The organism is Janthinobacterium sp. BJB401 (assembly GCF_013372745.1).
GTDB classification, from domain to species: domain Bacteria; phylum Pseudomonadota; class Gammaproteobacteria; order Burkholderiales; family Burkholderiaceae_D; genus Janthinobacterium; species Janthinobacterium rivuli.
On record NZ_JABXFH010000002.1, the window covers coordinates 224,784 to 248,554 of the forward strand.

General features: G+C 61.3%; 23 protein-coding genes. All 23 read left to right on the top strand.

Annotated elements, in window-relative coordinates; all coding sequences use genetic code 11:
• Window positions 1–87 precede the first annotated feature (87 nt).
• On the top strand, window positions 88–4,128 hold the full coding sequence (locus HWE17_RS02715; protein WP_176387719.1) for a DUF3683 domain-containing protein: 4,041 nt from the start codon (window positions 88–90) through the stop codon (window positions 4,126–4,128).
• Complete coding sequence (locus tag HWE17_RS02720; protein ID WP_176387720.1) at window positions 4,128–4,577, top strand: HIT family protein; 450 nt, start codon at window positions 4,128–4,130, stop codon at window positions 4,575–4,577. Before HWE17_RS02715 ends, HWE17_RS02720 begins: the two co-directional genes overlap by 1 nt.
• 9 nt (window positions 4,578–4,586) lie before the next feature.
• Window positions 4,587–5,036: a gamma-butyrobetaine hydroxylase-like domain-containing protein gene (locus HWE17_RS02725; RefSeq protein WP_176387721.1), complete on the top strand. Its 450-nt coding sequence runs from the start codon at window positions 4,587–4,589 to the stop codon at window positions 5,034–5,036.
• A 97-nt stretch (window positions 5,037–5,133) separates the two neighbouring features.
• On the top strand, window positions 5,134–5,478 hold the full coding sequence (locus HWE17_RS02730; protein WP_035824148.1) for a YciI family protein: 345 nt from the start codon (window positions 5,134–5,136) through the stop codon (window positions 5,476–5,478).
• Between the two features lie 2 nt (window positions 5,479–5,480).
• Window positions 5,481–6,722 carry an RNA polymerase sigma factor gene (locus tag HWE17_RS02735; protein WP_176387722.1) on the top strand — a complete coding sequence of 414 codons (1,242 nt, stop codon included), beginning with the start codon at window positions 5,481–5,483 and terminating at the stop codon, window positions 6,720–6,722.
• Window positions 6,723–6,751: 29 nt separating this feature from the next.
• Window positions 6,752–7,486 (top strand): bifunctional demethylmenaquinone methyltransferase/2-methoxy-6-polyprenyl-1,4-benzoquinol methylase UbiE, encoded by a 735-nt coding sequence (gene ubiE, locus HWE17_RS02740; RefSeq protein ID WP_176387723.1) that lies wholly within the window; start codon window positions 6,752–6,754, stop codon window positions 7,484–7,486.
• 31 nt (window positions 7,487–7,517) lie between these two features.
• The gene (locus HWE17_RS02745) at window positions 7,518–8,471 is read left to right on the top strand and encodes a Tim44 domain-containing protein (protein WP_176387724.1); all 954 of its coding nucleotides are present in this window, start codon (window positions 7,518–7,520) and stop codon (window positions 8,469–8,471) included.
• 152 nt (window positions 8,472–8,623) lie between these two features.
• Window positions 8,624–9,262 (top strand): SCP2 domain-containing protein, encoded by a 639-nt coding sequence (locus tag HWE17_RS02750; protein ID WP_255206086.1) that lies wholly within the window; start codon window positions 8,624–8,626, stop codon window positions 9,260–9,262.
• Window positions 9,259–10,830, top strand: a complete 1,572-nt coding sequence (gene ubiB / locus HWE17_RS02755; protein ID WP_035824160.1) for a ubiquinone biosynthesis regulatory protein kinase UbiB — start codon at window positions 9,259–9,261, stop codon at window positions 10,828–10,830. The genes HWE17_RS02750 and ubiB overlap by 4 nt, the downstream gene beginning before the upstream one ends.
• Before the next feature lie 18 nt (window positions 10,831–10,848).
• Window positions 10,849–11,451, top strand: coding sequence for a methyltransferase (locus HWE17_RS02760; protein WP_176387725.1), 603 nt, complete (start codon window positions 10,849–10,851; stop codon window positions 11,449–11,451).
• Between the two features lie 79 nt (window positions 11,452–11,530).
• A complete protein-coding gene (locus HWE17_RS02765) occupies window positions 11,531–11,839 on the top strand; it encodes an FmdB family zinc ribbon protein (RefSeq protein WP_099378504.1) in 309 nt (102 codons plus the stop codon).
• A 39-nt stretch (window positions 11,840–11,878) separates the two neighbouring features.
• Window positions 11,879–12,520 carry a DUF502 domain-containing protein gene (locus HWE17_RS02770; RefSeq protein ID WP_035824167.1) on the top strand — a complete coding sequence of 214 codons (642 nt, stop codon included), beginning with the start codon at window positions 11,879–11,881 and terminating at the stop codon, window positions 12,518–12,520.
• Between the two features lie 69 nt (window positions 12,521–12,589).
• Window positions 12,590–14,386: an aspartate--tRNA ligase gene (gene aspS / locus HWE17_RS02775; RefSeq protein ID WP_176387766.1), complete on the top strand. Its 1,797-nt coding sequence runs from the start codon at window positions 12,590–12,592 to the stop codon at window positions 14,384–14,386.
• A gap of 84 nt (window positions 14,387–14,470) precedes the next feature.
• Complete coding sequence (nudB, locus tag HWE17_RS02780; RefSeq protein WP_035824172.1) at window positions 14,471–14,935, top strand: dihydroneopterin triphosphate diphosphatase; 465 nt, start codon at window positions 14,471–14,473, stop codon at window positions 14,933–14,935.
• 13 nt (window positions 14,936–14,948) lie between these two features.
• A complete protein-coding gene (locus HWE17_RS02785) occupies window positions 14,949–15,242 on the top strand; it encodes a hypothetical protein (protein ID WP_176387726.1) in 294 nt (97 codons plus the stop codon).
• Window positions 15,243–15,350: 108 nt separating this feature from the next.
• A complete protein-coding gene (locus HWE17_RS02790; RefSeq protein ID WP_176387727.1) occupies window positions 15,351–15,614 on the top strand; it encodes a hypothetical protein in 264 nt (87 codons plus the stop codon).
• Between the two features lie 70 nt (window positions 15,615–15,684).
• Window positions 15,685–16,506: an endonuclease/exonuclease/phosphatase family protein gene (locus HWE17_RS02795; protein WP_176387728.1), complete on the top strand. Its 822-nt coding sequence runs from the start codon at window positions 15,685–15,687 to the stop codon at window positions 16,504–16,506.
• A gap of 9 nt (window positions 16,507–16,515) precedes the next feature.
• Window positions 16,516–17,679, top strand: a complete 1,164-nt coding sequence (gene clsB / locus HWE17_RS02800; protein WP_099401337.1) for a cardiolipin synthase ClsB — start codon at window positions 16,516–16,518, stop codon at window positions 17,677–17,679.
• Window positions 17,676–18,065 carry an RNA-binding S4 domain-containing protein gene (locus HWE17_RS02805; protein ID WP_096233566.1) on the top strand — a complete coding sequence of 130 codons (390 nt, stop codon included), beginning with the start codon at window positions 17,676–17,678 and terminating at the stop codon, window positions 18,063–18,065. The genes clsB and HWE17_RS02805 overlap by 4 nt, the downstream gene beginning before the upstream one ends.
• 258 nt (window positions 18,066–18,323) lie before the next feature.
• Window positions 18,324–18,926 (top strand): TetR/AcrR family transcriptional regulator, encoded by a 603-nt coding sequence (locus tag HWE17_RS02810; RefSeq protein WP_035824184.1) that lies wholly within the window; start codon window positions 18,324–18,326, stop codon window positions 18,924–18,926.
• A gap of 79 nt (window positions 18,927–19,005) precedes the next feature.
• A complete protein-coding gene (locus HWE17_RS02815; RefSeq protein ID WP_035824186.1) occupies window positions 19,006–20,796 on the top strand; it encodes an acyl-CoA dehydrogenase C-terminal domain-containing protein in 1,791 nt (596 codons plus the stop codon).
• Between the two features lie 14 nt (window positions 20,797–20,810).
• A complete protein-coding gene (locus HWE17_RS02820) occupies window positions 20,811–23,210 on the top strand; it encodes a 3-hydroxyacyl-CoA dehydrogenase/enoyl-CoA hydratase family protein (protein ID WP_176387729.1) in 2,400 nt (799 codons plus the stop codon).
• A gap of 62 nt (window positions 23,211–23,272) precedes the next feature.
• Window positions 23,273–23,719, top strand: a complete 447-nt coding sequence (locus HWE17_RS02825) for a PaaI family thioesterase (RefSeq protein ID WP_176387730.1) — start codon at window positions 23,273–23,275, stop codon at window positions 23,717–23,719.
• Window positions 23,720–23,771: the final 52 nt, after the last annotated feature.

Here is a 23,771-nt window from a genome sequence, read left to right on the forward strand (position 1 = left end):
TGGGCGGAATAAGGCTGTTCCCGCATGGTGCGGCGCAATAAGATAAAATGGGCCTTTAGGGTCCAGTCCACATCGTCACCACACTCCATGAACGCTCCCGCACATATCCAAGCTTTACTGGCAGAAACGCCCAATGGTCCCGCAGCAAGCCGCCTGCGCGAAATCCCGTATAACTACACGTCGTTTTCCGATCGCGAGATCGTCATACGCCTGTTGGGGGAGGACTCCTGGCGCCTGCTCGACGAGCTGCGCGGCGCCCGCCAGACGGGCCGTTCGGCCCGCATGCTGTACGAGGTGCTGGGCGACATCTGGGTCGTGCGCCGCAATCCCTACCTGCAGGATGACTTGCTCGACAATCCGAAGCGCCGCCAGGGCTTGATCGATGCCTTGCATCACCGCCTGGCCGAAGTCGACAAACGCCGCCTGGGCATCGATGCGGCCGGCGGCGACGTCGCTGCCAGTGGCGAAGCGCCGGAAGTCGCCAAGGCGCGCAGCGCCAATGTGGAGCTGCTGCTGAAAGCGGCCAGCAAGGCCGTGGCCGACTTTGGCGACGAATTCCGCAAGACCTATGACTTGCGCAAGCGCACGGTCAAGGTGCTGGGCCGCTACACGGAAAAGCACAATGTGCGCTTCGACGGCATGACGCGCGTGTCGCACGTGACGGACGCCACCGACTGGCGCGTGGAATACCCGTTCGTCGTGCTCACGCCCGACACGGAAGAGGAAATGGCCGGTCTCGTCAAAGGCTGTATCGAGCTGGGGCTGACCATCATCCCGCGCGGCGGCGGCACCGGCTACACGGGCGGCGCGATTCCATTGACGCCGATGTCGGCCGTCATCAACACGGAAAAACTCATCACCCTGGGCGCCGTGGAAATGACGGTCTTGCCGGGATTGAGCCACGAATACGCGACGATCAATTCGGGCGCGGGCGTGATCACGAACAAGGTGTCGGAAGCGGCGGAAAAGGCCGGCTTCGTCTTCGCCGTCGACCCGACCTCGGCGCACGCTTCATGTATCGGCGGCAACGTGGCCATGAATGCGGGCGGCAAGAAAGCCGTGCTGTGGGGCACGGCGCTGGACAACCTGGCCTCGTGGCGCATGGTCGACCCGAACGGCGACTGGCTCGACGTCACCCGCCTCGACCATAACCTGGGCAAGATCCACGATATCGCGCTGGCACGTTTCCAGCTGGAATGGCGTCACCCAAGCACGCGCGACGCAAGCAAACCGAATGCGCCGTTCAAGACGGAAATCCTGGAAATTCCTGGCCGCAAGTTCCGTAAAGAGGGCCTGGGCAAGGACGTCACCGACAAATTCCTCGCCGGTTTGCCGGGCATTCAAAAGGAAGGCTGCGACGGCCTGATCACGTCGGCGCGCTGGATTTTGCACAAGATGCCGAAGTTCGCCCGCACCGTCTGCCTGGAATTCTTTGGCCAGGCACGCGACGCGATCCCGTCGATCGTGGAAATCAAGGATTACCTCGATGGCTTGCCGGCCAAGGGCGAGCAATACACGACCATCCGCCTGGCGGGCCTGGAACATCTGGACGAGCGCTACCTGCGCGCCGTCGGCTATGCCACCAAGTCGAAGCGGGGCGTGCTGCCAAAGATGGCCCTGTTTGGCGACATCGTCGGCGATGATGAAAATGCCGTCGCGCAAGCGGCGTCGGAAGTGGTGCGCATCGCCAACACCCGCGTGGGCGAAGGTTTTGTGGCCGTCAGCCCGGAAGCGCGCAAGAAATTCTGGTTAGATCGTGCCCGCACGGCCGCGATCGCCAAGCACACCAACGCTTTTAAAATCAATGAAGACGTCGTCATTCCCCTGAACCGCATGGGCGAATACACGGATGGCATCGAGCGCATCAATATCGAACTGTCGATCAAGAACAAGCTGCAACTGGCCGACGCCCTGAGCGAATTCTTTGGCAAAGGTAATTTGCCAGTAGGCAAGAGCGACGATGCGTCCGACGACCGCGTCGACGATGCGGAAATGCTGGGCGACCGCGCCGAGCAGGCACAACAGCTGCTGGCCCAAGTCACGGCCCGCTGGACCTATCTGCTGGCCCAGCTCGACCGTCCGCTGGCGGACGTGAAGGGCGAATTGGCCGAACTGGGCATGGAGCGCTTGCTGCCCGTGTTCGATGCGCGCCTGGAAACGCAGCCGGACGCCACCCTGTTCGACGTGGTGCAGGACCGCACCGTACGCATTACCTGGAAGCAAGAGATCCGCGCCCAGCTACGCCAGATCTTCAACGGCGCCGCCTTCAAACTGATCCTCGACGAGGCCACCGCCATCCATGCGCGCATCTTGCGTAGCCGCGTGTTTGTCGCGTTGCACATGCATGCGGGCGACGGCAACGTGCACACGAACTTGCCCGTCAACTCGGACAATTACGAAATGCTGCAGGACGCCCACGAAGCCGTGGGCCGCATCATGATCCTGGCCCGCTCGCTGAACGGCGTCATTTCCGGCGAACATGGCATCGGCATTACCAAGCTGGAATTTTTGACGGAAGAAGAAATCGGCGAATTCCGCAGCTACAAGCAGCGCATCGATCCCGAAGGCCGTTTTAATAAAGGCAAATTGCTGAACCTGCCGGGCATGGGCGCCGACTTGCGCAATGCCTATACGCCATCGTTCGGCCTGATGGGCCATGAATCCTTGATCATGCAGCAAAGCGATATCGGCGCCATCGCCGACAGCGTCAAGGATTGCTTGCGTTGCGGCAAGTGCAAGCCCGTGTGCTCGACGCACGTGCCGCGCGCCAACTTGCTGTACTCGCCACGCGACAAGATTTTGGCGACCTCGTCCCTGATCGAAGCCTTCCTGTACGAAGAGCAGACGCGCCGCGGTATTTCCATCAAGCATTGGGAAGAGTTCGAGGACGTGGCCGATCATTGCACCGTGTGCCATAAATGCGTCACGCCTTGCCCCGTCAACATCGATTTCGGCGACGTGTCGATGAACATGCGCAACTTGCTGCGCAAGATGGACAAGAAGAGCTTTAATCCCGGTACCAAGGCGACGATGATGTTCCTCAACGCCACCGATCCCGTGACCATCAACGCCACGCGCCAGGTCATGATCGGCTGGGGCTACAAGGCGCAGCGCCTGGGCCACGATTTGCTGAAGAAGTTTGCCAAGAAGCAGACCAAGGCGCCGCCGCCATCGACGGGCAAGCCTCCCGTCAAGGCGCAGGTGATCCACTTCATCAACAAAAAAATGCCGGGCAACCTGCCGAAGAAATCGGCGCGCGCGCTGCTCGACATCGAAGATGACAAGGTCATTCCGATCATCCGCAATCCGAAGACGACGACGGCCGATACGGAAGCCGTGTTCTACTTCCCCGGTTGCGGTTCGGAGCGCCTGTTCTCGCAAGTGGGCCTGGCCACACAGGCGATGCTGTGGGAAGTGGGCGTGCAGACCGTCTTGCCACCTGGCTACCTGTGCTGCGGTTATCCGCAGCGCGGTGCCGGGGAATTCGACAAGGCCGAGAAGATGATGACGGACAACCGCGTCCTGTTCCACCGCATGGCCAACACGCTCAATTACCTCGACATCAAGACGGTGCTTGTCTCGTGCGGCACCTGCTACGACCAGCTGGCAACGTATCAGTTCGAGAAGATTTTCCCTGGCTGCCGCATCATGGATATCCATGAGTATCTGCTGGAGAAAAACGTCAAGCTGGAAGGCGTCAACGGCACGCGCTATATGTACCACGAGCCATGCCACAATCCGATGAAGCTGCAGGAGTCTAGCAAGACCATCAATTCCCTGATCAGCACGGTAGATAACGTGAAGATCGAGAAGAATGACCGTTGCTGCGGTGAATCGGGTTCCCTGGCCGTCACGCGTCCCGACATTTCCACGCAAGTGCGTTTCCGCAAGGAAGAAGAGATGGTCAAGGGCGCCGACAAGCTGCGCGGCGACGGTTTTACCGGCGACGTGAAAATCCTCACCAGCTGCCCGTCGTGCCTGCAAGGCCTGTCGCGCTACAATGACGATTCGGGCACGACGGCCGACTACATCGTCGTCGAAATCGCCAAACACTTGCTGGGAGAGAACTGGATGCCGGATTACGTGAAACGCGCCAATGACGGCGGCATTGAACGGGTGCTGGTGTAATGTCCACGCCTTGCGATCTGTGCAACTTGCTCGATGGCTACGCCAACAAGCAAGGTCTGGAGACCTTGCTGTGGCGCAGCGAGCGCCTGTCTGTCGTGGCCGTCGATGACGCCGCCTATCCCGGCTTTTGCCGTGTGATCTGGAACAAGCATGTGAAGGAAATGACGGATTTGACACCCGGCGAGCGCAACTACGTCATGGAAGTCGTGTGGCAAGTCGAGCTGGCCGTGCGTGAAGTGATGCAGCCGGAAAAGGTCAATGTGGCCAGTTTCGGCAACATGACGCCGCACGTGCATTGGCACGTGATTCCCCGCTACCGCGACGACGCGCATTTCCCGAACCCCAGCTGGGCCGTGGTCCAGCGCGAGACGGCGCCGGAAGTCCTGGCCGCGCGCCGCGCGCTGCTGCCGGCCTTGCGCGACGCCATCATTCAACGTTTATCCGCATAAAGTATCGTCATGACTGAAAAAATAGCAACTCCGCAACCGACCGGCTTGACCGTGCACAACCAGTCGCGCGTGCTCGACGTGGCGTTCGATGATGGCAGCGAATTTGTCTTGCCGTTCGAATACCTGCGCGTGTACTCGCCGTCGGCCGAAGTGCAGGGCCATGGCAAGGGCCAGGAAACCTTGCAATTAGGTAAGCGCCTGGTCGGCATCACGGGCATCGAGCCGGTCGGCAACTACGCCGTGCAGCCCACCTTCAGCGATGGCCACAATTCCGGCCTGTACACCTGGGCCTATTTGTACAAGCTGGGCGCGGAAAAAGACAAGCTGTGGCAAGCTTACCTGGACCAGCTGGCGGCAGCCGGCTACCCGGGCGACAGCGGCCGCGACGCCAAGGCCGACATGACGGTCAAGCAATCTTCCGGCCACGTCCACGGACCGAGCTGCGGGCACAAACACTAAGCTGAAAAAATAATGCGGTAATCTGTCGGATAACCGCCGCCCCGTTCGTCGTATTAATGCCCGCGCTTGCGGGCATTTTTCTTTTGGAGAAGAGACTATGGAATACCTGATCCTGATCTACGCCGACGAGGCGCGCTATGCCACCATGCCAGACGAGCAGATGGCCAGTCTGATGGCCGACTTTGCCAGCTATACGCAGGCGCTGGAGGCGGCCGGTGTGCTGCGCGGCGGGGCCGAGCTGGCGCCTGTGGGCAGTGCCACCAGCGTGCGGGTGCGCAATGGCAAGCCCGTCATCACGGATGGGCCGTTCGCGGAAACCAAGGAGCAGCTGGGCGGCTACTACCTGCTAGCCTGTGCCAACCTGGACGAGGCGCTGGCCTGGGCCGGGCGTTGTCCGGCGGCCTCGCTGGGCACCATCGAAGTGCGGCCTGTCACGGCATAAACATGGCCGGCGACGCCCTGTCGGCCGTCGAGCACGTCTTTCGCCAGGAAAGGGGCAGGGTGCTGGCCGGCCTGATGCGGCGTTTCGGCGACCTGGACCTGGCGGAAGATGTGTTGCAGGAAGCGTGCCGCAAGGCGCTGGAACGGTGGCCGCGCACGGGCATCCCTGATAATTCCGCCGCCTGGCTCAGTTCCGTGGCGCGCAATGCGGGGCTCGATCACGTGCGCCGGGCAGGCAAGAGCGTCGGCGAGGCCGAGGCCGTGTTCTCCGGCCTGCCGGCGCCCGTGATTGAAGAAGCGCACGCCATCGAAGACGACCGCCTGCGCCTGCTGTTCATTTGCTGCCATCCCGCGCTGGCGCCCGAGGCGCAGGTGGCGCTGGCCCTGCGCACCTTGTGTGGCCTGTCGACGGGCGAGATCGCACGCGCCTTCGGCCTGGCGGAAGCGGCCCTGTCGCAGCGGCTGTTGCGCGCCAAACGCAAGATCGCCGAAGCGCGCATTCCTTTCGAGTTGCCCCCGGAGCAAGAGTTGCAGCCACGGCTGGCACAAGTGCTGCACGTGATTTACCTGGTGTTCAGCGAAGGCTATTGCGCCAGCGGCGGCGACACCCTGCTGCGCGCGGACTTGTGCGCCGAGGCGCTGCGCCTGGGACGCTTGCTCGACTGCCTGCAGCCTGGCCAGCCGGAAGTGCAGGGGCTATTGGCCCTGATGCTGCTGCAGGCGTCGCGCGGCCCGGCCCGTTTGTCGCCCGAGGGTTTTCTGCTGACGCTGGAAGAGCAGGAGCGGCGCCTGTGGGATGACGCTCTGATTGCCGAGGGGCTGGCCGTGCTGGAACTGGCCTTGCCGGCGCGCGCACCGGGGCCATATCAGTTGCAGGCGGCCATTGCCGCCTTGCACGCCAAAGCGCCCACGGCCAGCCAGACGGACTGGCGCCAGATCAGCACCCTGTATGGCGCCTTGCTGCGGCACAAGCCGGAACCCTTGATTTTGCTCAATGCCGTGATCGCCTGCGCCATGGCGCATGGCGTCGAGCACGGGCTGGTGTGGCTCGATCGCCTGGAAACCGTGCCCAGTCTGGCGCTATCGCATTATCTGCACGCGGCCCGCGCCGACTTGCTGCGCCGCCAGGGCGACCGGCCGGGGGCGCTGGCGGCATACGCGCGGGCGGCCATGCTGGCTTCGAATGCAGTGGAAAGGCAATACCTTCTCCGGCGTCACGGGGAAATGCGCCTGCCGCTTGTATAATGCTCCCAAGTTCAAACAGACTGCCTACCATGACCAATACGACCCATTTCGGATACAAAACAGTTGCAGAAGACGACAAAGTGCGCGAAGTCGCCAAGGTGTTCCATTCCGTCGCTGCCAAATACGACGTGATGAACGACTTGATGTCGGGCGGGCTGCACCGTCTGTGGAAGACGTTCACCATTGCCAACGCGGGCGTGCGCCCCGGTTTCAAGGTGCTCGACATCGCCGGCGGTACGGGCGACCTGTCGAAGGCATTCGCCAAGCAGGCGGGCCCTACCGGCGAAGTCTGGTTGACCGATATCAATGAATCGATGTTGCGCGTGGGCCGCGACCGCCTCTTGAATCGCGGCCTGCTCACCCCCACCATGTTGTGTGACGCGGAAAAACTGCCATTCCCCGACAATTATTTCGACCGTGTCAGCGTGGCCTTTGGCCTGCGCAACATGACGCACAAGGATGTGGCGCTGGCGGAAATGCGCCGCGTGCTGAAACCGGGCGGCAAGCTGCTGGTGCTGGAGTTTTCCAAGGTGGCGGCGCCCCTGCAAAAGCCGTACGACCTGTATTCGTTCTCGGTCTTGCCGTGGTTCGGACAGAAAATCGCCGGCGACGCGGAAAGCTACCGCTACCTGGCCGAATCGATCCGCATGCACCCGGACCAGGAAACCCTCAAAACCATTATGGAAACGGCGGGCCTGGAACGCGTGCAGTACTACAATTTGACGGCAGGTATTGCCGCTTTGCACACCGGTATCAAGATGTAATGCATCAACGTTGGTGATTTTAGGAGATGGAATGAAATTGAAGAAATTTATGGTCGGCATGATGCTGGCCGCGACCACGGTATCCATGCTGGGCGAGGCGCTGGCCCGTCCCATGGGCGGTGGCCGTTCGTTTGGCCGCCAGTCGCAAAACGTGGGCCGCCAGGCGCCCGCACCGGCGCCAACCCCGGCACCGGCCGCCGCGCCACGCCAGGCGCAACCTGCGCCGGCTCCCGCACCGGCCCCTGCCGCCAAGGCACCGAGCCGCTGGAAGGGCTTGCTGGGCGGCGCCTTGCTGGGTCTGGGTTTGGGCGCGCTGCTGTCGCATTTCGGCCTGGGCGGCGCCCTGGCCAGCATGATCAGTACCCTGCTGATGGTGGCCTTGCTGGCCGGCGTGGCCTTCTTCATCTACCGCATGGTGCGCGGCAAGCGTGACAGCAATGCCAGCGGCAATGCGCCGTTCGCCGGTTTCGGCAACCAGCCTGCGCCAGCCGGCAACGTGCCTGACATCGGTTCGCGCATTCCACCGCTGCCGCCGCTGCAACCCGTCTCGTCCGGCGTTGGCCTGGATAAGCCGGACCCGGTCCCGGCCCCCGCTGCAGCGCCATGGGGCGTGCCAGGCGACTTCGACAAGGATGCCTTCCTGCGCCACGCGAAAAGCAATTTCATTCGCCTGCAAGCGGCCTGGGACAAGGCGGACGTCAACGATATCCGCGAATTCACGTCGCCGGAAGTGTATGCGGAACTGCGCATGCAAATCCAGGAACGGGGCGCGCAGCCGGACTTTACGGATGTCGTCACCATCGATGCCGAACTCCTGGGCATCGAGACGAGCGTCAACGATTACCTGGCCAGCGTGAAATTTACGGGCCTGATCCGTTCGGCGCCGGGCGCGGCGGCGGAACCGTTCGCGGAAGTGTGGAATATGTCGAAACCCGTCAGCGGCAACAGCGGCTGGGTCCTGGCAGGCATCCAGCAATTGAATTAATTGCAAAAACTTGCTGAATACTGGCTTAAGTCCATGCGGAATGCATGATGCTTAACAGATATTTCCTGCTGAACTGGTAAGATCGAAACCGCCCGCGTAGTTTTACGGGCGGTTTTTTCTTTTTAGGGGCGCGCCAGGCGCGCTGTATATAGATGGCACCACTTTCCGATCTCTCCCTGATGACGCCCGTCATCGCGACTATCAACCACTTGCTGGCGCAAGAGCCGTGGGCGCGCCAGCAGTTGGCCGTGCACGCCGGCAAGCTGGCCTGCATCGACACGGGCGCCGTGGCCTTGCGCCTGCGCGTCGACAGCGCAGGCATGCTGGAAGCGGCACCGGCCGATATGCCGGCCAACGTCACCATCCGCGTGAAATTGTCCGATGTGCCGCTGATCCTGCAAAACCGCGAGCGGGCGTTTTCCTACGTCAAGATCGAAGGCGATGCCGAGTTTGCCAATGCGATTTCGCAATTGAGCAAGGGCTTGCGCTGGGAAGCTGAGCACGACCTGGAAAAAGTCGTCGGGCCCATGCTGGCCACGCGCCTCGTTGCCGGCGCCAAGGATGCGGCTGCCTTTGTGCGCACGGGCCAGCAAAAGCTGGCGGAAAACGTGGCCGAATATTTCCTCGACGAACAGCCCATGCTGATCCGTCCTGCTACCTTGCAAGAGTATTCCGCTGGCGTGACGCGCGTGCGCGATGACGTCGAACGCCTGGCCAAGCGCCTTGCCCGGCTGGAAAAGGCGGCCGCCGCCGTCCAGCCGCAGTCCTCCTCACCGGATTTGTCTACATGATATTGAAATTCCTGCGCCTGTTTAAAATCATCCGTGTTTCCATCAAGTACGGTCTGGATGAGATAGCGATTTCTGGTCTGCAAGTTCCCCGCACCGCCAAATTGATCGACACCCTGATTTTCTGGCGCGACCTGTCGTCGCCACGGGGCTTGCGCCTGCGCCTGGCGCTGGAAGAGCTGGGCCCGATTTTCGTCAAATTCGGCCAGGTGCTGTCGACCCGGCGCGACCTGATGCCGCCCGACATCGCCGAAGAACTGGCGCGCCTGCAAGACCGCGTGCCGCCTTTCGATTCCGACCTGGCCATCGCGCAAATCACCAAATCGCTCGGTGCGCACCCGGATCAATTGTTTGCCCGCTTCGAGCGCGAGCCGGTGGCGTCCGCCTCGATTGCCCAGGTGCACTTCGCCACCTTGAAAGATGGCCGCGAAGTGGCCGTGAAGGTTTTGCGTCCAGGCATGAAAAAGCTGATCGACGAAGACGTGGCCCTGATGCACATCGCCGCCGACTGGACCAGTCGCCTGTGGGCCGACAGCAAGCGCTTGAAACCGAAAGAGGTGGTGGGCGAGTTCGACAAATACCTGCACGACGAGCTGGACCTGATGCGCGAGGCGGCCAACGCGAGCCAGCTGCGCCGCAACTTTGCCAATTCGGACTTGCTGCTGGTGCCGGAAATGCACTGGGATTATTGCTCCAGCAGCGTCATCGTCATGGAACGCATGGTTGGCATCCCCGTGTCGCAGACGGAGCGCCTGGTGGCGGCCGGCGTGGATTTGCGCAAACTCTCCAGCGATGGCGTGGAGATTTTCTTCACGCAAGTGTTCCGCGACGGCTTTTTCCATGCGGATATGCATCCGGGGAATATTCTCGTGTCGATCGCGCCCGAATCGTTCGGCCGCTACATCGCGCTCGACTTTGGCATCGTGGGAACGTTGAACGACTACGACAAGGATTATTTGTCGCAAAACTTCCTCGCCTTCTTCCGCCGCGACTACAAGCGCGTGGCCGAGGCACATATCGAATCGGGCTGGGCGCCGAAAGACACGCGCGTCGATGAGCTGGAAGCGGCCGTGCGCGCCTGCTGCGAACCGATTTTCGACCGTCCGCTGAAGGATATTTCTTTCGGACAAGTTCTGCTGCGGCTGTTCCAGACTTCGCGCCGCTTCAACGTGGAAGTGCAGCCGCAGCTGGTGCTGTTGCAAAAGACCCTGCTCAATATCGAAGGCCTGGGGCGCCAGCTGGACCCGGAACTGGACCTGTGGCAAACGGCCAAGCCGTATCTGGAAAAATGGATGAGCAACCAGGTGGGCCCGCAAGGCTTCATGGAGCGCCTGCGCGCCGAGGCGCCCCGCTATGCGCACATCTTCCCGCAACTGCCGCGCTTGCTGCACCAGGCCTTGACGGTGCATGGCGAGCCGCGCGAAAACGATGTGGAATTGATGAAAACCTTGCTGGCGGAACAACGCCAGACGAATCGCTTGCTGAGCTTTATTGTGTACTTCGTGGGCGCCTTCGCCCTCGGCGCGTTGGGCTTGCAAGTGTTCATGCGCTGGCATCAACTGCCGTTTTAAAGGCTGAGGACGTAAGTGATGGCTGACTTCCAAACCCGCGATCCGCTCTCGCCCGCCTTCTGGGACGAGCGGTTCGAGAAGCAATTTACGCCCTGGGACCACGGCGGCGTGCCGTCGCGCCTGCGCAGTTTCGTTGCCGGCAGCCCGGCGCCGTTGCGCTGCCTGATTCCCGGCTGCGGTTCCGCGTATGAACTGGTCTTCATGCTCGATCACGGCTGGGATGCCACGGCCATCGACTTTTCGCCGGCCGCCGTGGCCGCCGCGCGCGCCGTCGTCGGTGCGCGGGCAGGGCAGGTGGTGGAAGCGGATTTCTTTGCCTGGGAACCCGCCGCACCGCTGGACCTGATCTATGAACGGGCCTTCCTGTGCGCCATGCCGCGTGCCATGTGGCCGCAAGTGGCGGCCCGCTGGGCGCAGCTGCTGGCGCCCGGTGCCATGCTGGCCGGTTACTTTTTCTTTGACGACAATGCCAAGGGACCGCCATTTGGTATTTCTCGTGAGAAACTGCAGGAGTTGCTGGCGCCGCATTTCGACTGCCTCGCCGATGAAGCCGTCGATGATTCCATCGCCGTCTTCGCCGGCAAGGAGCGCTGGATGAGCTGGCGCCGCCGGGCGGACTGAGGCGGGCGGGGCAATTTCTGCTGGGAGCAAAGGAAAAGCTTTATAATTCAGGGTTTTTGATGATTTTCTCGGAGTAGAGATGCCGATTTACGCTTACCGTTGTGACGAGTGTGGTTTTGCCAAGGACGTCTTGCAAAAGATCTCCGATCCAGTACTGACGGTGTGCCTGTCGTGCGGCAAGCCCAGTTTCAAGAAACAATTGACGGCCGCCGGTTTCCAATTGAAGGGCACCGGCTGGTACGCGACCGATTTCCGCGGCGGCACGGCGCCCACCACGGCCATCCCGACGGGCCCGGCTGATGGCGCCAAGCCTGCCGCAACCACCGAGAGCGCGCCTGCTGCCGCGCCTGCGCCCGCCCCGGCTGCCGCTGCGCCGAAAGCGGACTGAGCGCGCGCCGCGCCGCTACGATCCCTTACCGAGAAACCGATGCGTAAATATTTTATTACCGGATTACTAATTTTGGTGCCCCTGGCCATTACGGCCTGGGTTCTGAATCTGGTGATCAGCACGATGGACCAGTCGCTATTGCTGGTGCCCGGCAGTACGAAGCCCAGCATATGGTTCGGCCACCTGGTTCCTCCGCTGAGCACCATTCCCGGCCTGGGCACGGTATTGACGGTACTGATCGTGTTCTTCACGGGCTTGCTGACGAATAACCTGGTCGGCAATTACGTGGTGAAACTGTGGGAAAAATTGCTGCAACGCATACCCATCGTCAATTCCCTGTATTCGAGCGTCAAGCAAGTCTCCGATACCCTGTTTTCCCCGTCGGGCAACGCCTTCCGCAAGGCCGTGCTGGTGCCGTATCCGCATCAGAACTCCTGGACCATCGCTTTCCTGACCGGTGTGCCGGGCGGCGATGCGGCGAACCATCTGGTGGGCGACTTTGTCAGCGTGTATGTGCCGACGACGCCGAACCCGACATCAGGCTTTTTCCTGATGATGAAGCGCAGCGATGTCGTCGAACTCGACATGAGCGTCGATGCAGCGCTCAAATATATCGTCTCGATGGGCGTGGTGGCGCCTGCGGAAGTTGTTGCTGTACCGGCCCCGGCAGCCAAAGAATAAAGGCAGGCGTCCCACGTGGGACGTGGCCGGATTGAACACTCACTAACCTGAACTGAGAATTTTATGTCTATGCGTACTGAATACTGCGGCCTCGTTACCGAAGCCATGCTGGGACAAACCGTCAGCCTGTGCGGCTGGGTACATCGCCGCCGCGACCACGGCAGCCTGATCTTCATCGACTTGCGCGACCGTGAAGGCCTGGTGCAAATCGTTTGCAACCCGGAACAAGCGGAAATGTTCAAGGTCGCCGAAGCCGTTCGTAACGAATTCTGCCTGCGCGTGACGGGCGTCGTGACCAACCGTATCGACGGCACGATCAACAACAACCTGAAGTCGGGCAAGATCGAAGTGGTCTGCTCGGAGCTGGAAGTGCTGAACCCTTCCGTGCCCGTGCCTTTCCAGCTGGACGACGACAACCTGTCGGAAACGACGCGTCTGACGCACCGCGTGCTGGATCTGCGCCGCCCGCAAATGCAAAACAACCTGCGCCTGCGCTACAAGGTGACGATGGAAGTGCGCAAGTACCTCGACGCGCTGGGCTTCATCGACATCGAAACGCCGATGCTGACCAAGTCCACGCCAGAAGGCGCGCGCGATTACCTGGTGCCGTCGCGCGTGAACGCGGGCAGTTTCTTTGCCTTGCCGCAATCGCCACAGTTGTTCAAGCAACTGTTGATGGTCGCCAACTTCGACCGTTACTACCAGATCACCAAGTGTTTCCGCGACGAAGACTTGCGCGCTGACCGCCAGCCTGAATTCACGCAGATCGACTGCGAAACCTCGTTCCTGACGGAACAGGAAATCCGCGACCTGTTCGAAGACATGATACGTGTCGTCTTCAAGAACACCCTGGACATCGACCTGCCGAACCCGTTCCCGGTGATGGATTTCGCCGAAGCGATGGGCCTGTACGGTTCCGACAAGCCGGACATGCGCGTCAAGCTGGCCTTCACGGATTTGACGGAAGTCATGAAGTCGGTCGAATTCAAGGTCTTCAACGGCGCCGCCAACATGAAAGGCGGCCGCGTGGTGGCCCTGCGCGTACCGCAAGGCGGCAGCATGCCCCGTTCGGAAATCGATGCTTACACGCAATTTGTCGCCATCTACGGTGCCAAAGGCCTCGCCTACATCAAGGTCAACGAGAAAGCCAAGGGCCCTGAAGGCTTGCAGTCGCCGATCGTCAAGTTCCTGCCTGCCGACGTGCTGGCCACGATCTTGGAGCAGACGGGCGCGCAAGACGGCGACCTGATCTTCTTCGGCGCCGACAAGGCCAAGGTCGTCAACGACGCCATCGGCGCGCTGCGCGTGAAAATCGGTCACAGCGAGTTCGGCAAGAAGGCCGGCCTGTTCGAAGACGTGTGGAAGCCATTGTGGGTGGTCGACTTCCCGATGTTCGAGCACGACGAAGAAGCGGACCGCTGGACGGCAACCCACCATCCATTCACGGCGCCGAAAGACGGCCATGAAGACATGCTGGAAAGCGATCCGGGCGCCTGCATCGCCAAGGCCTACGACATGGTTCTGAACGGCTGGGAACTGGGCGGCGGTTCGATCCGTATCCACCGCGAAGAAGTGCAGTCGAAAGTGTTCCGCGCGCTGAAGATCGACGCGGAAGAAGCGCAGCTGAAATTCGGCTTCCTGCTCGACGCCCTGCAATACGGCGCGCCACCGCATGGCGGCCTGGCATTCGGCCTGGACCGTATCGTGACCATGATGACGGGTTCCGAATCGATCCGCGACGTGATCGCCTTCCCGAAAACCCAGCGCGCGCAAGACTTGCTGACCCATGCGCCGTCGGAAGTGGACGAGAAGCAACTGCGTGAACTGCACATCCGTTTGCGCAGCGCCGAGCCAAAAGTAGTGTAATGAAGCATGCGGCTGCCCAAGCGGCCGCTGTTTGATCCACTATGCAAAAAAAGGCGCTGTCGTGGCGCCTTTTTCATTGTTCATATGACTCATAAAATCCCTGTTTCCGTGCTGGTCGTCATTCATACGGCTGACCTTGACGTCTTGCTCATCGAACGCGCGGGCCAGCCCGGTTTCTGGCAATCGGTGACGGGTTCCGTCGATGCCGTCGACGAACCGCTGCTGCGGACGGCCGCGCGCGAATTGGCGGAAGAAACCGGCATCGTTGCCGATGGGCGCGATATTGTGCTGCGCGACTGGAACTTGTCGAACGTGTACGAGATCTACCCGATCTGGCGCCACCGCTATGCGCCCGGCGTGACGCGCAACACGGAACACGTGTTCAGCGTGCAAGTGCCGCGCGATATCGCCATCACCCTGAGCCCGCGCGAACACTTGCAGTACGCATGGCTGCCTTACCTGGCGGCGGCCGACCGCTGTTTCTCGTCATCCAACGCGGAAGCGATTTTGCAATTGCCGGCCATGACGGGCCTGGCGCGCCCCACTTGATAGAAAGCATTCCATGTTGAACTGGTTACATTTGACGACGCAGCAAAAACTGCTGGGCACCCTGGGCATCGTTTTTTGCCTGTGCTTTATTTTCCTGCTGTTCAGCTCCACCGTCCCTGGCCGCACGCCGCCGATCGGCATGCCGCTGATGGCGATCGGCTGGCTGTTGCATCCGGGCGCCTTTGCCAAGGGCAAGCGCACCGTGGCCTGGCGCGGCGCACCGTTGCTGGTGAAAATCGTCTGGGCAGCCGGCATTACCGCGCTGCTCGTCAGCGTGACGGCGGGCGTGGGACGCATGCTGGCTTAAGCGCTGCAAACTATTGTCATGTGGTATTATTGCTTTAATAGTAATTTCACTTCCTGACGAAAGGCGTACATGCTGAACTGGTCTCAACTTTCTTTTCAGCAGCGTCTTGTGGGCGCCGTATTTCTGTCCTGGATAGTTGGCGCCTTGTATGCCGTGTGTTTCCCCGATCAGCTGCATGCCCGCCTTCCACAGGCAGGCTTGCCCTTGCTGATGCTGGGATTTCTGTTGCATCCCCGTTGCTTTGCCGGCGGACGGGGCGCCTTCAGCTGGAGCAGCGCACCCGGGATCGTGAAGGGCTTGTGGGTGATCGGCATGGTGGTGGGCAGCATCAGCGCCATCGATAGTTTGCTGGCAGCGATGACGGGCAGATAAAGCTGCCATAGGTGCGCACGCGCACCTACGCTGGCGCCGCGCGAGGCCCGTCAGGGAGTAGAATCAATGCATGAAAATCCGCGTAGCAACTTATAATATACACAAGGGTGTCTCCTCCGTGCGAGGCTTGCCCCGCGTGCATGCTTTAAAACAGGCGATTGCCCTGTTCCATGCCGATGTCGTCTTTTTGCAGGAAGTGCAAGGCAAGCATGACCGTAATGCGGCCCGCTATGGCGCCGAGAAAAACGGCCACAAGCATTGGCCGGAAGCGTCGCAGCACGAGTTCTTTGCCGGCGCCGAGCACCATTCCGCGTATGGCATGAATGCCGTGTACGATCACGGCCACCATGGCAATGCCTTGCTGAGCAAGTTTCTCATCGCCTCGCAAACCAACCACGACGTCTCCGACCATGCCTACGAGCAACGCGGCATCCTGCATTGCGTGCTCAAGACGCCGCAGGCCGACGTGCACTGTTATGTCGTCCACCTGGGCCTGTTCGAATCGGGACGGGGACGCCAGACGCAGGCGCTGATCGACGCCGTCATGGAATCGGCGCCGGATGGCGAGCCCGTCATCATCGCCGGCGATTTTAACGACTGGCGCAACACGCTCAGTGACAAGCTGCGCAATGCGCTCGGCGTGGTGGAAGTATTCGACCAGCGGGCGTCGAACTCGGCTCTGGGCGATCTGGTGCGCACCCTGGCGCGGCGCCAGAGCAAGACCCCGACACCCGTGCCGGCGCGCACCTTTCCCGCCGCCTTGCCTTGGTTCCGCCTGGACCGCATCTATGTGCGCGGTTTCCACGTGGAAGGCGCGCAAGTGATGCATGGCACCTTGTGGGCCAAACTGTCGGACCACGCGCCGATCGTTGCTGCTTTGAAACTCGCGTAGACTGCCGGCATGCGTACAGTCAATTTCATCGCCCACAACGACATCCAGCTGCTGTATTGCGGCACCGATTACTTTCCCGCTTTGATCGCCGCCATCGACGGCGCGCGCGCGGAAGTCTATTTCGAAACGTATATCTTTGCCGACGACGCCACGGGCACCCTGGTGCTCGACGCGCTCAAACGCGCGGCCGCGCGCGGCGTGCTCGTGTGCATGATCACGGACTGGTTCGGCACGGGCAACCGCCGGGTCAACGCCATGCATGCGGAGCTGGAAGCGGCTGGCGTGCACCACCGCATCTTCAACCCCTGGTTCAAGCGCGGCATCACGCGCACGCATCGCAAGATTTGCGTGGCCGATGGCGAAATCGCTCTGGTGGGCGGCATCAATATCAACGATGACATGTTTTGCGACTACGACCACAACATCAGCCTGGAAGCGCCGCGCTGGGATTTCGCCGTGCAGGTGAAGGGCCCGCTGGTCGACGCCATCCACGAAGAGGTGCAGGCGCAGTGGGCGCGCTTGGGCAAGATGAATCTGGTGCGGCGTATCAAGCTGTACCGCAAGATGCGCGTCGTCAGCAAGGAGCTGGCGAAGAACCCCGTCGTGGCCGGCTTTGTCGTGCGCGACAACCTGCGCAACCGCCGCACCATCCAGCGCGCCTACCTGCAGGCGCTGGGCCAGGCGCGTAAAAGCGTGATGTTGGCCAACCCGTATTTCGCGCCCGGACACAAGCTGCGCCGCGCGCTGGCCCAGGCGGCCCAGCGGGGCGTCGATGTGGTCTTGCTGATCGGCGTGGGCGAATTTCGCATGCAAGACGCCGTGGCGCACTCGTTTTATCCGAAACTGCTGGCCGCCGGCGTGAAAATCGTCGAGTACCGCAAGACGCAGCTGCACGCCAAGGTGGCCGTCGTCGACGATGACTGGGCGACGGTCGGTTCCAGCAATATTGACGCGCTGAGCCTGTTCCTGAACCAGGAAGCGAACGTGGTGATCAAGGACGTGGCGTTCGCGCAAAGCTTGCGCCAGCACATCGAGCAGGGCGTGGCCGACGGCATCGTGATTCACCAGGATGATTTCAAGCACATCGGCCGCTTCCGGCGCATCGGCTATGAAGCCGCCTTCCTCGTGTACCGGCTGGTGATGCGCATTTTTTCAGTAGGCAAGTACGCATGAACGAGATGACAACGGTAAGGCTGGACAAATGGCTGTGGGCGGCGCGCTTCTTCAAGACGCGCTCGCTGGCCAGCGAAGCCGTCGACACGGGCAAGGTCAAAGTGGGTGGCGAGCGCGTGAAACCGGCGCGCAGCCTGCGCGTGGGTGACGAGCTGGCCATCGACAATGGCGCGGAGACATGGGAAGTGGCCGTGCTGGGCCTGTCCGACAAGCGCGGCGCGGCGCCCGTGGCGCGTCTGCTGTATGGCGAAACGCCGGCCAGCATCGCCCGCCGCGAGCAACTGGCCGAGGAGCGCAAGCTGTTCCGCGAGCCGGGCACCACCATCAAGGGGCGGCCAACCAAGCGCGACCGCCGTCAATTGAGCAAGGCAGGCGGCCTCGACTGAGGCGCGCTGCTACCCAGGCGGCAGGGGCGCATGCCGCTTTTGCCTGCCTGAAATCGCTATAAACACGCGGCCCAAAAATGCTGCGCTGCACCAATAGAACATCGGCTCTAAAGTTCCCGTTTGACTTTTACGTGGTAGTGGATAATAGTACGAGCGTTCGGATTTTTTCGGAGCGTGCTTTTTTTTACCCTCGCTTCAGTCCGCCCAATCGGCAACATCACTTTTAGAACGGACCTCTTGAATACTTCAGTCAAATTCATGCGCAAGGGCGAACTGACCCGTGCAGCCATCCTCGACGTGGCGCTGGACCTGTCCAGCCGCGACGGCCTGGAAGGCCTGACCATCGGGCTGCTTGCGGACAAAATGAACATGAGCAAGTCGGGCGTGTTTGCCCACTTTGGCTCGCGCGAAGACTTGCAGATGGAAGTGCTGAAGCTTTACCACTATCGTTTCGAGCAAGAAGTCTTTTTCCCCAGCATGAAAGAACCACGCGGCATCCAGCGTCTGCAATCGATGTTTGCGCGCTGGGTCAAACGGGTCAGCGTGGAAATCGCTTCCGGCTGCATCTATATCAGCGGCGCCGTCGAGTATGACGACCGTCCCGGTCCCATCCGCGAGTCCCTCGTGGCCATGGTGCGGGCCTGGCAGGGCGCGTTGCTGCGCAGTGTCGAGCAATCGATCGCCACGGGCGACCTGAAAGCGGACACGGACGCCCAGCAGCTGGTGTACGAGATGTATGGCCTGATCCTGGCCCTGCATCACGACGCGCGTTTCCTGCGCGTGCCGGGCAGCATCGAACGGGCGCAAGCGGGCTTTATTCGCCTGCTGGCGTCGTACCAGAATTCCGTCACAAGCAAATAAGCCGTCAGGCAGTATCCGCAACAACGCATACGCAGTTCACAAGTACAACACTTTAGCTAATCGCCTTCAGGAGAAAATTATGGGTCAATACGTCGCGCCAATCCGGGATATGCAATTCGTCCTGCATGAGTTCCTGCAAGTGGAAGAAGAACTGAAGCAAATGCCGTCGTACGCCGATGTCGACGCCGACATCATCAACCAAGTGCTGGAAGAGGGCGGCAAATTCACCTCCGAAGTATTGTTCCCGCTGAACCATTCCGGCGACCGCGAAGGCTGCCACCACGACCCCGTCACGAAAAGCGTGACCACGCCTAAAGGTTTCAAGGAAGCCTACAAGCAGTACGTCGAAGGCGGCTGGGCGGCCTTGGCTTGCGATCCGGAATACGGCGGCCAGGGCTTGCCGGTCGTGCTGAACAATTCGTTCTATGAAATGCTGAACTCGTCGAACCAGGCCTGGTCCATGTACCCTGGCCTGTCGCACGGCGCCTACGAGTGCCTGAAGGAACACGGCACCGACCACCAGAAGGAAGTGTATCTGCCGAAACTGGTGTCGGGCGAATGGACGGGCACCATGTGCCTGACCGAGCCGCACTGCGGCACCGACCTGGGCCTGCTGCGCTCGAAAGCGCTGCCTGAGGCGGACGGTTCCTGGACCATCACCGGCAACAAGATCTTCATCTCGGCCGGCGAGCACGACATGGCGGAAAACATCCTGCACCTGGTGCTGGCCCGCGTGCCGGACGCGCCGGAAGGCTCGAAAGGCATCTCGCTGTTCCTGGTGCCGAAATTCCTGCCGAACGCGGACGGCACGGTCGGCGAACGCAACCCGATCACCTGCGGCGCCATCGAAGAAAAAATGGGCATCCACGGCAATTCGACCTGCCAGATGAACCTGGACGGCGCGAAAGGCTGGATCATCGGCCAGCCAAACAAGGGCTTGAACGCCATGTTCGTCTTCATGAACGCGGCCCGTCTGGGCGTGGGCATGCAGTCGCTGGGCCTGACGGAAATCGCCTACCAGAACGCGCTGATCTACGCCAAGGACCGCACGCAAATGCGTTCGCTGTCCGGCATCAAGAACCCGGAACTGCCGGCCGACCGCATCATCGTGCACCCTGACGTGCGCCGCATGCTGTTGACGGGCAAAGCCTACGCCGAAGGCGCGCGCGCTTTCACCTCGTACGTGGCGCTGCAGATCGACCGCGAACTGCACCACCCTGACGCCGACGTACGCAAGGAAGCGGCCGATGAAGTGGCGCTGCTGACGCCCGTCATCAAGGCCTTCATCACCGACAACGCCTGGATCGCCACTTCGGACGCGATGCAAGTGTTCGGCGGCCACGGCTACATTTCGGAATGGGGCATGGAGCAGTATGTGCGCGACGCGCGCATCAACATGATCTACGAAGGCACGAACACGATCCAGTCGCTCGATCTGCTGGGCCGCAAGATCCTCGGCGACAACGGCGCCAAGCTGCGCAAGTTCGGCGAAAAGATCAAGGCCTTCGTCGAAGACAATGGCACCGATGAAGCGATGAGCGAATTCGTCACCCCACTGGGCGATTTGGGCGACAAAGTCACCAAGCTGACCATGGAAATCGGCATGAAGGCCTTCCAGAACCCTGACGAAGTGGGCGCGGCATGCGTGCCTTACCTGCGCGTCGTCGGCCACATGATCTACAGCTACCTGTTCGCGCAGATGGCCAAGATCGCCCTCGAAAAAGAATCCAGCGGCGACACCTTCTACACCGCCAAACTGGCTACCGCACGTTTCTACTTCGCCCGCTTGCAGCCTGAAACGGCAACCCTGATCCGTCAGGCGCGTTCCGGTTCGGCCAACCTGATGGCACTCGACGCAGACCTGTTCTAAGACTTGAGGAAAATATGACCAATTTCATCGTTAAAAAAGTAGCCGTCCTCGGCGCCGGCGTGATGGGCGCGCAGATCGCCGCCCATTGCATCAACGCGAAAGTGCCGGTCGTGCTGTTCGACCTGCCAGCAAAAGAAGGCCCAAAGAATGGCATCGTGCTGCGCGCCATCGAGAACCTGAAAAAGCTGTCACCTGCCCCGCTGGGCAACAAGGATGACGCCGCGCTGATCCAGGTGGCCAACTACGAAGACAACCTGGACTTGCTGGCCGGTTGCGACCTGATCATCGAAGCCATCGCCGAGCGCATGGACTGGAAACACGACCTGTATCAAAAGGTCGCACCGCACATCGGCCCGAACGCGATCTTCGCCTCGAACACCTCGGGCCTGTCGATCACCAAGCTGGCCGAAGGCTTCGACGCCGACCTGAAATCGCGCTACTGCGGCGTGCACTTCTTCAACCCGCCGCGCTATATGCACCTGGTCGAAATCATCCCGACCGAGTCTACCCGCCCGGAAATCGCCGACCAGCTGGAAGGCTTTTTGACCACCACCCTGGGCAAGGGCGTGGTCCGCGCCAAGGATACGCCGAACTTCATCGCCAACCGCGTTGGCGTGTTCGGCATCCTGGCCATCGTGCACGAAGCCGAGAAATTCGGCCTGTCCGTGGACGTCGTCGATGACCTGACGGGCGCCAAGCTGGGTCGCGCCAAGTCGGGCACCTTCCGTACGGCGGACGTGGTCGGCCTGGACACGATGGGCCATGTGATCAAGACCATGCAGGACTACCTGCCGAACGATCCCTTCGCCGCCGTCTACAAGACGCCGGCCGTGCTGGCGCAGCTGGTGGAAAAAGGCGCGCTGGGCCAGAAGAGCGGCGCAGGCTTCTACAAGAAGGTCGGCAAGGAAATTCAACGCCTCGATTTCGCCACCGGTGAATACGTGGCCGGCGGCGCCAAGGCTGCCGACATCATCGCCCGCATCCTGAAAGAAAAGGATCCGGTCAAGAAGATGAAGGCGCTGCGCGAATCGACGAACCCGCAAGGCCAGTTCCTGTGGGCGATCTTCCGCGACGCTTTCCACTACATCGCCATCCACCTCGACACCGTGGCCGACAATGCGCGCGACATCGACTTCGCCATGCGCTGGGGCTTCGGCTGGAACGTCGGTCCGTTTGAAACGTGGCAGGCATCGAACTGGCTGCAAGTGGCCAACTGGGTCAAGGAAGACATCGACGCCGGCCACGCGCTGTGCAACGCACCGCTGCCAGCCTGGGTCTTCGAAGGTCCGGTTGCAGACAAGGGCGGCGTGCATACGCCGGAAGGTTCGTACTCCGCCGTGTCGAACAGCTTCGTGCCACGTTCGACCCTGTCCGTATATGACCGCCAGCCATTCCGCGCGCCCGTCCTGGGCAGCGGTGCCATCGACGGCAAGACCGCCGGCACCACCGTCTTCGAAGACGAATCCGTGCGCGTCTGGCATACGGGCGACGATGTCCTGATCATCTCGTTCAAGACCAAGATGCACGTGATCGGCGAGGGCGTCATTAATGGCCTCAAGCTCGCGCTGGCCGAAGCCGAGAAGAACTTCAAGGGCCTGGTGATCTGGCACGCGGACGCAGCCGAAGGCGGCGCCTTCTCGGCCGGCGCCGACCTGCAATCGGCCCTGCCGGCGTTCATGCAAGGCGGCGTGAAGGCCGTCGATCCGATCATCGCCGAACTGCAGAACACCTTCATGTCGCTGAAATACGCGAACGTGCCGGTGATCGCCGCGGTCGCTGGCCTGGCGCTGGGCGGCGGTTGCGAGTTGGCGCTGCATGCATCGAAGCGCGTGGCATCGATCGAGTCCTACATCGGCCTGGTGGAAGTGGGCGTCGGCCTGATTCCTGCCGGCGGCGGCTTGAAGGAAGCGGCGCAGCGCGCCTACAAGGAAGCCAAGGGTAACGACATCCTGCAATTCCTGAAAACGGGCTTCACCAATGCGGCCACCGCCAACGTGTCGAAATCGGCGCTGGAAGCGAAAAAAATGGGCTACCTGAAGGAAGACGACGTGATCGTGTTCAACGCCTACGAGCTGCTGCACGTGGCCAAGGTCGAAGCGCGCGCCATGTTCGACGCCGGCTTCCGTCCAGCGCTCCCTTCGCTGATCCAGGTGACGGGCCGTTACGGCTGGGGCACCATCAAGGCGCAGCTGGTCAACATGCGCGACGGCGGCTTCATTTCGGCGCACGATTTCAAGCTGGGCGAGATGATCGCCGAGATCGTATCGGGCGGCGACGTGGACCAGGGCAGCTTCGTCAGCGAACAGTGGCTGCTGGATATGGAACGCAAGGCATTCCTGGAGCTGTTGAACCATCCGAAAACCCAGGAACGGATCATGGGCATGATGCAAACCGGTAAGCCGGTACGCAACTAAGCCTGACGTCGATGACGATCCTGTTCATTATTTTTAAAGTATTGCTGCGCGTGAGGCCAAGCATGGTGTATGACCGTATCAAACAACAGATGATGGACACCTTGCCCTTCGTGCGGCTGCTGGGGATCAGCATCGACGACATCGGCGCCGGCACCGCGAAGGTGTCGATGCCGGAAGATCCAAAACTGAATAATCACCTGGGCACGCAGCACGCGGGCGCCTTGTTTACCCTGGCCGAAACGGCTTCCGGCGCGGCCATGGCTGGCGGCTTCGCCGAGCTGATACTGGGCTTGCGCCCGGTGGCCAAGGAGTCGCGCATCCAGTACCAGAAGGTGGCCCGGGGCGCGACGCGCGCCGAAGGCCGGGTACCGGGCGACCTGGCTGCATTGAAGGCGCAGCTGGCGCAGGATGGCAAGGTGGCGTTTCCCGTGGAAGTCGATATTTTCGATTCCGAAGGCACGCTGGCGGCACAGGTGACGGTGGACTGGTATTTGTCGCAGAAGCGATAGGCCAGCATCCCGGACATTCGACAGAACACGAACCTCGTTCAACATCTTTGAA

What these genes read in the sequence shown, in the direction of transcription:
- HWE17_RS02715 (WP_176387719.1), top strand. Translation starts at nt 88, where the DNA reads ATGAACGCTCCCGCACATATCCAAGCTTTACTGGCAGAAACGCCCAAT.
- HWE17_RS02720 (WP_176387720.1), top strand. Translation starts at nt 4,128, where the DNA reads ATGTCCACGCCTTGCGATCTGTGCAACTTGCTCGATGGCTACGCCAAC.
- HWE17_RS02725 (WP_176387721.1), top strand. Translation starts at nt 4,587, where the DNA reads ATGACTGAAAAAATAGCAACTCCGCAACCGACCGGCTTGACCGTGCAC.
- HWE17_RS02730 (WP_035824148.1), top strand. Translation starts at nt 5,134, where the DNA reads ATGGAATACCTGATCCTGATCTACGCCGACGAGGCGCGCTATGCCACC.
- HWE17_RS02735 (WP_176387722.1), top strand. Translation starts at nt 5,481, where the DNA reads ATGGCCGGCGACGCCCTGTCGGCCGTCGAGCACGTCTTTCGCCAGGAA.
- ubiE (WP_176387723.1), top strand. Translation starts at nt 6,752, where the DNA reads ATGACCAATACGACCCATTTCGGATACAAAACAGTTGCAGAAGACGAC.
- HWE17_RS02745 (WP_176387724.1), top strand. Translation starts at nt 7,518, where the DNA reads ATGAAATTGAAGAAATTTATGGTCGGCATGATGCTGGCCGCGACCACG.
- HWE17_RS02750 (WP_255206086.1), top strand. Translation starts at nt 8,624, where the DNA reads ATGGCACCACTTTCCGATCTCTCCCTGATGACGCCCGTCATCGCGACT.
- ubiB (WP_035824160.1), top strand. Translation starts at nt 9,259, where the DNA reads ATGATATTGAAATTCCTGCGCCTGTTTAAAATCATCCGTGTTTCCATC.
- HWE17_RS02760 (WP_176387725.1), top strand. Translation starts at nt 10,849, where the DNA reads ATGGCTGACTTCCAAACCCGCGATCCGCTCTCGCCCGCCTTCTGGGAC.
- HWE17_RS02765 (WP_099378504.1), top strand. Translation starts at nt 11,531, where the DNA reads ATGCCGATTTACGCTTACCGTTGTGACGAGTGTGGTTTTGCCAAGGAC.
- HWE17_RS02770 (WP_035824167.1), top strand. Translation starts at nt 11,879, where the DNA reads ATGCGTAAATATTTTATTACCGGATTACTAATTTTGGTGCCCCTGGCC.
- aspS (WP_176387766.1), top strand. Translation starts at nt 12,590, where the DNA reads ATGCGTACTGAATACTGCGGCCTCGTTACCGAAGCCATGCTGGGACAA.
- nudB (WP_035824172.1), top strand. Translation starts at nt 14,471, where the DNA reads ATGACTCATAAAATCCCTGTTTCCGTGCTGGTCGTCATTCATACGGCT.
- HWE17_RS02785 (WP_176387726.1), top strand. Translation starts at nt 14,949, where the DNA reads ATGTTGAACTGGTTACATTTGACGACGCAGCAAAAACTGCTGGGCACC.
- HWE17_RS02795 (WP_176387728.1), top strand. Translation starts at nt 15,685, where the DNA reads ATGAAAATCCGCGTAGCAACTTATAATATACACAAGGGTGTCTCCTCC.
- clsB (WP_099401337.1), top strand. Translation starts at nt 16,516, where the DNA reads ATGCGTACAGTCAATTTCATCGCCCACAACGACATCCAGCTGCTGTAT.
- HWE17_RS02805 (WP_096233566.1), top strand. Translation starts at nt 17,676, where the DNA reads ATGAACGAGATGACAACGGTAAGGCTGGACAAATGGCTGTGGGCGGCG.
- HWE17_RS02810 (WP_035824184.1), top strand. Translation starts at nt 18,324, where the DNA reads ATGCGCAAGGGCGAACTGACCCGTGCAGCCATCCTCGACGTGGCGCTG.
- HWE17_RS02815 (WP_035824186.1), top strand. Translation starts at nt 19,006, where the DNA reads ATGGGTCAATACGTCGCGCCAATCCGGGATATGCAATTCGTCCTGCAT.
- HWE17_RS02820 (WP_176387729.1), top strand. Translation starts at nt 20,811, where the DNA reads ATGACCAATTTCATCGTTAAAAAAGTAGCCGTCCTCGGCGCCGGCGTG.
- HWE17_RS02825 (WP_176387730.1), top strand. Translation starts at nt 23,273, where the DNA reads ATGGTGTATGACCGTATCAAACAACAGATGATGGACACCTTGCCCTTC.